Origin of the sequence: Iodobacter sp. CM08, assembly GCF_033446605.1 — a bacterium.
In the GTDB taxonomy this organism is placed as follows: Bacteria; Pseudomonadota; Gammaproteobacteria; order Burkholderiales; family Chitinibacteraceae; genus Iodobacter.
Genome location: NZ_JAWQUO010000014.1, coordinates 124,647 through 131,516, shown reverse-complemented (window position 1 = coordinate 131,516; position 6,870 = coordinate 124,647). Strand labels below are relative to the sequence as shown.

At 49.3% G+C, this 6,870-nt stretch carries 7 protein-coding genes and 1 rRNA gene (1 of these 8 cut by a window edge); 4 read left to right on the top strand and 4 right to left on the bottom strand.

The window, feature by feature from the left end; all coding sequences use genetic code 11:
- From R6242_RS10165 to R6242_RS10150, 4 genes are all read right to left on the bottom strand, one after another.
- Nucleotides 1-191 (bottom strand): 16S ribosomal RNA (locus R6242_RS10165); its annotated part reaches 627 nt to the left of the window's first position; the annotation flags it as partial.
- A gap of 488 nt (nt 192-679) precedes the next feature.
- The gene (locus R6242_RS10160; RefSeq protein ID WP_318426372.1) at nt 680-2,386 is read right to left on the bottom strand and encodes a proline--tRNA ligase; all 1,707 of its coding nucleotides are present in this window, start codon (nt 2,384-2,386) and stop codon (nt 680-682) included.
- A gap of 92 nt (nt 2,387-2,478) precedes the next feature.
- Nucleotides 2,479-3,165, bottom strand: a complete 687-nt coding sequence (locus tag R6242_RS10155; RefSeq protein WP_318426370.1) for an N-acetylmuramoyl-L-alanine amidase — start codon at nt 3,163-3,165, stop codon at nt 2,479-2,481.
- The gene (locus R6242_RS10150) at nt 3,140-3,481 is read right to left on the bottom strand and encodes a hypothetical protein (RefSeq protein ID WP_293933470.1); all 342 of its coding nucleotides are present in this window, start codon (nt 3,479-3,481) and stop codon (nt 3,140-3,142) included. The genes R6242_RS10155 and R6242_RS10150 overlap by 26 nt, the downstream gene beginning before the upstream one ends.
- Nucleotides 3,482-3,505: 24 nt before the next feature.
- Between R6242_RS10150 and R6242_RS10145 the strand changes: the two genes are divergently transcribed.
- From R6242_RS10145 to R6242_RS10130, 4 genes are all read left to right on the top strand, one after another.
- A complete protein-coding gene (locus tag R6242_RS10145; protein WP_318426368.1) occupies nt 3,506-3,667 on the top strand; it encodes a hypothetical protein in 162 nt (53 codons plus the stop codon).
- Nucleotides 3,668-3,868: 201 nt separating this feature from the next.
- Nucleotides 3,869-5,188 (top strand): sodium-dependent transporter, encoded by a 1,320-nt coding sequence (locus tag R6242_RS10140; RefSeq protein WP_318426367.1) that lies wholly within the window; start codon nt 3,869-3,871, stop codon nt 5,186-5,188.
- Nucleotides 5,189-5,261: 73 nt separating this feature from the next.
- Nucleotides 5,262-5,939 carry a tRNA (N6-threonylcarbamoyladenosine(37)-N6)-methyltransferase TrmO gene (gene tsaA, locus R6242_RS10135; protein WP_318426366.1) on the top strand — a complete coding sequence of 226 codons (678 nt, stop codon included), beginning with the start codon at nt 5,262-5,264 and terminating at the stop codon, nt 5,937-5,939.
- The gene (locus R6242_RS10130) at nt 5,936-6,820 is read left to right on the top strand and encodes a patatin-like phospholipase family protein (RefSeq protein ID WP_318426365.1); all 885 of its coding nucleotides are present in this window, start codon (nt 5,936-5,938) and stop codon (nt 6,818-6,820) included. The genes tsaA and R6242_RS10130 overlap by 4 nt, the downstream gene beginning before the upstream one ends.
- Nucleotides 6,821-6,870 lie beyond the last annotated feature (50 nt).

Here is a 6,870-nt window from a genome sequence, read left to right as displayed (position 1 = left end):
TTTCCCCCTCAGGGCGTATGCGGTATTAGCTATCCTTTCGGATAGTTATCCCCCATTACTAGGTACGTTCCGATATATTACTCACCCGTTCGCCACTCGTCAGCGGTGCAAGCACCCTGTTACCGTTCGACTTGCATGTGTAAAGCATGCCGCCAGCGTTCAATCTGAGCCAGGATCAAACTCTTTAGTTTAATCTCTAAGCTAGTACTTACTGGCTTACTTTATTCGGCACATCCATTGCTGAATGCGCCTTACTAATGTAAGCACTTGTTTCGCTTCCGAACCAAGCACTCACACTCATCGACTGTATTTTGTTAAAGATCGTCTCGCTGTGACATCACTGTGTGGCTGTGTGTGCTGCAGCGAGAGGCCGAAATATACGGGGCATCACTGACCAGGTCAACCACTACCGCGCAACAAAACCGTAGCAATGCGCTAAGTAGTTGATTTAAAAAGATAGCTAATTTTTTATTTCGAAGCAAAACCAACAACAACCATAAACCAACGCTCTTTGTACCAGCGCAAAAAAGGACAGCACCACACAGAAACAGGCCAAAACACTGGAAACTCACCCCCAGCCGCATAACAAGTTAATGGTTTACATCGGCAGCTGTGTATTTGCAATGCGAAGAAAAGGCGCTGTATATATACAGCGCCTTTTCTTTACGTCATGACCAACTTACTTTTCGCTAAGCACACGAACTACATCAGCTAAGGCGATTTTTTCCATGTCGCCACCGGCGCGGGCGATATATTCAACCATACCTTCTACCAAGCCTTTTTCGCCAATAGTAATGCGATGCGGAATACCGATTAATTCCATATCGGCAAACATCGAGCCTGGGCGCTCATTTCTATCATCCAGCAACACATCAATGCCCGCTGCAACAAATTCTGCATACAGCGCATCGGCCGCTGCTTTAATGGTTTCTGAGCGGTGATAGCCCATAGGCACGATTGCTACAGTAAATGGGGCAATGGCTGCCGGGTATTTAATCCCGCGCTCGTCATGGTTTTGTTCGATAGCCGCCGCCACGATGCGCGATACGCCAATACCGTAGCAGCCCATTTCCATGACCTTTAAAGAACCATCAGCATCGGTAAACTGGCACTTCATTTTTTCTGCATAAGTGGTGCGCAGTTGGAAGATGTGACCCACTTCGATACCACGACAGATTTCTAAGATGCCTTTGCCATCTGGGCTAGCATCGCCATTCACGACATTACGAATATCAGCAACGATATTTGGCTCTGGCAAATCACGGCCAAAGTTAACGCCAGCTAAGTGAAATTTAGGCTTGTTAGCGCCACAAATAAAATCGCTCATCGCCGCAACGGTACGATCACTGATTACACGCATACCGGCAGGGATGCCAACAGGCCCTAGGAAGCCTGGTGGGCAGTTAAATGCCGCACGGATTTCTTCGTCTGTAGCAAAGCGGAAATCAGTCATGCCTTCGACCTTGCCTAGCTTCACTTCATTTAAGCTGTGATCTCCGCGCAATAAGGCAATCACTAGCTCATTGGCGGTTGTCATTAGCGCCAGCAACTTTACCGTGCGCTCGATACTGATATTAAGCAGCACCGCAACCGCTTCACACGAGGTTTGCTTTGGGGTATCTACATCACGCATTGCTTCAAGCGCCGCCGCACGAGGGGCCGCAGGTGCAAATGCTTCGGCTAGCTCGGTATTCGCGGCGTAATCAGAATCTGGACAATAGGCGAGTAAATCTTCACCAGCATCGGCCAGTACATGAAACTCATGACTACCCGAGCCGCCAATTGCGCCGGTATCTGCCGCCACGGCACGGAACTTCAAGCCTAGGCGCGTAAAGATTTTTGAGTAGCTCTGATACATCACGCCATAAGTTTCTTGCAGCGACTCATAAGTGGCATGGAAAGAATAAGCATCTTTCATGGTGAATTCACGTGCACGCATCACGCCAAAACGCGGGCGAATTTCATCACGAAATTTAGTTTGTACTTGGTAGAAGCTAACAGGCAGCTGCTTATAGCTGCGCAATTCTGAACGTGCGATGTCGGTAATGACTTCTTCGTGAGTTGGGCCAAAACAGAACTGACGCTCATGACGATCGGTGATTTTCAGCATTTGTGGGCCAAACACATCCCAGCGGCCGGTTTCTTGCCACAGCTCAGCGGGCTGCACCGCAGGCATTAGCAACTCTTGCGCGCCCGCTTTATTCATTTCATCGCGGATCACGGCTTCAACTTTACGCAGTACGCGTAAACCCAGCGGCATCCATGTATAGAGGCCAGAACCAAGGCGCTTGATTAAACCTGCTCGCAGCATCAGCTTGTGCGAGATTAGCTCAGCCTCGGAAGGCGCTTCTTTTAGAGTCGAGAAATAAAGTTGTGACGTGCGCATGGCGGCAACCGAGTTCATTTAAAAACAAAGAGGGGATTTTAGACGATAGACCTACTTATGTGCCAACCTTGCATACACATTTCGTAAATTAGTTACTTCAGGCAGGAAAGACCATTCAAAATGGCTTCAGCCATCTGAGCTTGGGTAGCAGGCTCTTGCAGCGCAAGCGCTTCTGCGCGATTCACAATTACACCCGCTTCAAACAAAATAGCAGGTGTTTTCCCCTGACGAATCACCACAAAATCAGCATCATAAATGCCAAGCTGCGGATCAAGCTGAACACGATTTTCTCCAGCTACACTGGGAGCATGGTGATCGGTCGGCTTAAAGCCCTTAGCCTGCAAAGATTGCGACATTGCCTGTGCACAACTCAGCGAGCGGCCAAACTGGGCAGCCTGCGAATGCACAAATAAAGAATATCCACTGAACTGATCGGCATAACGCTGGTTTTTACCCGCCACCTCCCATAGCTGCAAATATTGTGGCTGCACAGAGTCATGATGAATAGAGATCAGCAAATCTGCCCCTGCCGCCGCTTGCACACGTGCGCGTAATTCACGCATCTGCCCATCGGCATTAATTAAATTGACCTGATGCCCAGCTGCCTGCAGTGTACTTTGCACACGACGGGCCAGCGCTAGGTTATAGCTGAATTCGCTCTCACCATAAGCACTTGTTGCGCCGGGTGCGGCCAGATAATGGCCGACATCCACGGCAATGGTGGCGGCTTGCACCGTGCAGACAGAACTAAGACTAAGCAGACTCAGTAGTCGCCACATTGGTTTTCTCAGCTCGTTTAATGGCAATTTTCGGGCGTAGCACATTCATCATCACCACATCGCGCAACCACATCAGCAGTAGCAGCCATACCACCAGCACGCCACCATAAGCGACGCTATTGCTTTGAAAATTGGGCCAGACCGACGCCAAAAGTGGATTAATCATAAATTGCACGCTTGCGATGACTAACACTAATAAAACCAGCGTAGACATCGCGCGTTCTTTTAAAAATGTACCGCGTAACAAAACACGCTGCTCCCAGCGGCTTAAACCATCGAGCTCAGGAACATTATCGGGACGGAAATAAAAAGACATGGCTACCTCACAAAAGAGCGGCTAGTGTCGCGTCTTGTTTCTGCCTTGGCAAGTCAAAAGCGCTATTTTTATGTCTTTGCATTCTGCTGTACTGACTTTAGCTACATCTGGGTAGCGGCTATTGATATGACATATTTAAAAATGATTCCTAAGCAGCAAAAACCAAGTCAAGTAACTATTCAATGAAGATAAAAAATAACGAGTCAGGTTAAATGCAAGCTTACCCAATCTAAATCATCAAAAGCCAAAAGCCTTTATTGATTTATAAAGATAGCCCTTCAGCAAACCCGCTTATTGATGCAATCTTTTCGAAATCTGTCTTTCAAAAAAATGACGGGGTATTTATATGTCCTTTTTTTCAGCAGCACCCATTTCGGAAAATGATCTATGTCTCGTGCAAATTGGGGTTCACGCCTCGGCTTTATTCTGGCCGCCTCCGGCTCTGCCGTTGGCCTTGGTGCCATCTGGAAGTTTCCCTATGTAGCAGGTAAAAATGGCGGCGGCGTATTTCTGCTCGCCTACTTAGCCTGCGTATTCACCGTTGGTATTGCCCTCCTGCTAGCAGAAATGGTGATTGGCCGCGCAGCCAACCGCTCTGCCACCACTGCATTTCGTGATTTAAAAGGCGGCTTATGGCCGTGGGCCGGGCGCTTATCCGTGCTGTGTATTTTTATTGTAATGGCTTACTACAGCGTGGTTGGTGGCTGGGTGATTGCTTACATTGGTAAGTCCATTACCGGTGAAGCACTTGGGCATAACACCACAGAGTTGGGCGCAGCCTTCAGCAAATTTATTGCCGACCCTGCCAGCTCGCTCTTTTATACGGCACTGTTTTTAGGGGTGACCGTTGCCGTTGTATTAGGTGGGGTACAAAAAGGCATTGAGCGCATGAGCAAGGTGCTGATGCCAGCGCTGTTTATCCTCATGCTGGTACTGATTGCCCGCTCGCTTACCTTGCCTGGTGCATGGGAAGGTGTTCGCTACTTTATTACCCCAGACTTTAGCAAGCTGACTTCTGCCATGGTGGTTGATGCACTTGGGCTGGCGTTCTTTTCCCTATCACTGGGCATGGGGATTATTATTTCCTATGGCTCTTATGTGGATAAAGACACCAATCTGGCTGGCGCAACGCTATGGATTTCTATCTTAGCCACCTTAGCCAGCGTACTGGCAGGCTTTATGGTCTTGCCAGCGGTATTTGCATTTGGAGTTGATCCTGCTGCTGGCCCGGGGCTGACTTTTATCACCATGCCCGCTATTTTTGCGCAAATGCCATTTGGCCAAGCATGGGCGATTGCCTTCTTCTTACTGCTGTTATTTGCCGCGCTTACTTCATCGGTATCCATTGTTGAGCCTATCGTTAGCTACTTTATTGATGAGTTTGGCTGGGAACGCCGCCGTGCGGCCTATATCACCACCGTTGCAGTTTTTATCGCCAGCATTCCAGCAGCCCTATCATTTGGCCCGATGGCAGAAGCCAAACTATTTGGTAAAACGGCCTTTGATCTAATGGATTACGCAACGTCTAATATCATGATGCCTGCGGGCGGTATCTTGGTTGCCATCTTTGCTGGCTGGACCATCTGGCCACGTATTCACAGTGAATTGCTGAGCAATGGCGGCGGACGCTGGATCCCCGCTTTCCGTGGTATTTGTGCCGTGGTTGCACCAGTCATGATCGGCGTAATCTGGGTACATAATCTGTAGAGTCAGAAGTTAATTCGCATATAATCTAGCGGGGCTTTGGCCCCGCTTTTTTTTAACTACCCGGAACGCCTGCGTGAGTGGTTTTACCTTTCAGCCCATCGGCCATCTAGCGACGCCCTTTGCAGATAAATTTGGCATTCCACGCCAACCCAGCCTAGCTCCCCATGCGCTAGGGGTACTTAAGCTACTTTCCCCTTATAACCGAGCCGAAGCAGTACGCGGCTTAGAAGCGTTTTCGCACGTATGGCTTACTTTTGTGTTTCACCAAAGCGCCAACGATTGGAAACCAACGGTTCGCCCACCACGGCTAGGAGGCAATACGCGGATCGGCGTGTTTGCCAGCCGATCACCGTTTCGCCCCAATCCAATTGGCTTATCTTTAGTTGAGCTGATTAAAATTGACACTGATTCTGGCGTTACCCTGACATTTAAAGGGATTGATTTAGTCGATGGCACGCCCATCTTAGACATCAAGCCCTATATCCCTTATGCAGAAAGTATTCCCACTGCGCGTGGCGGCTTTGCGAATAGCCCGCCGCCAGAGCTGGCGGTGGTGTTCAGCCCTGAAGCCGAAGCCCGCTTAAAACCGGAGCTGCGCGCACTCATTGAAGATGTTTTGAAACAAGACCCACGCCCAGCCTATGCCGATGATGCAGAGCGTATCTATGGTGTAAGGCTTTATCAATATGATGTGAAGTGGCGCTGCGACGGGCAAACTGCCTACGTTATCGCCCTGGAGAAAGTTGTATGAAGAAGTTACTAAGCAGCCTGATCACACTCAGCTTTTTGGCAGCTTGCACGACCAACCCTCCCCCTGCCCCGAAACCCTTACCCAAACTTAAAATTGGCCTAGCGCTTGGCGGAGGAGCCGCCAAAGGCTTTGCCCATATTGGTGTCATTAAAATGCTAGAAGCCAACGGCATTGTGCCCGACGTGGTTTCAGGCACCAGCGCGGGTAGCGTGGTTGGCGCCCTTTATGCATCAGGCATGGATGGCTTTACTCTTCAAGAGCGCGCTTTTGGTCTGGATGAATCACAAATCCGCGATATCAGCCTACTTTCTGGCGGTTTAGTAAAAGGGCAAAAGCTACAAGATTACGTCAATAAATTAGTCGATAACCGCCCCCTAGATAAGCTCAACAAACCCTTTGCAGCGGTCGCTACGGAGCTAGATACCGGCACACGCATTTCTTTTGCACGTGGTAACACGGGGCAAGCCGTGCGTGCATCATCCAGCATTCCAGGCGTATTTGAGCCAGTAATGATAAGCGGGCGGCGCTATGTAGATGGCGGTGTCATTAGCCCCGTACCGGTTGATGCCGCTAAAGAACTTGGAGCAGATTTTATTATTGCTGTGGATATTTCATCCAAAGCCAACGGTAAAAACACGCCCAGCAATATGCTTGGCATCGTCAATCAGGCCGTGATGATTATGGGGCAGAAATTAGGCGAGCAAGAAATGATCCGCGCTGACGTGATCCTACGCCCTAAAGTCGGAAAAATTGGCCCTGCGGACTTCGATCAGAAAAACGTGGCCATTTTAGAAGGCGAAAAAGCCGCGCTAGCTTCTATTTCTGACATCAAACAAAAAATGCTAGAAAAACAAAAAGCACTGGCGACGCTAGGCAGGTAATACCCCCAGAACCATACAAAAGGCCGTGCAGAAAAACAATGTTCTGCACG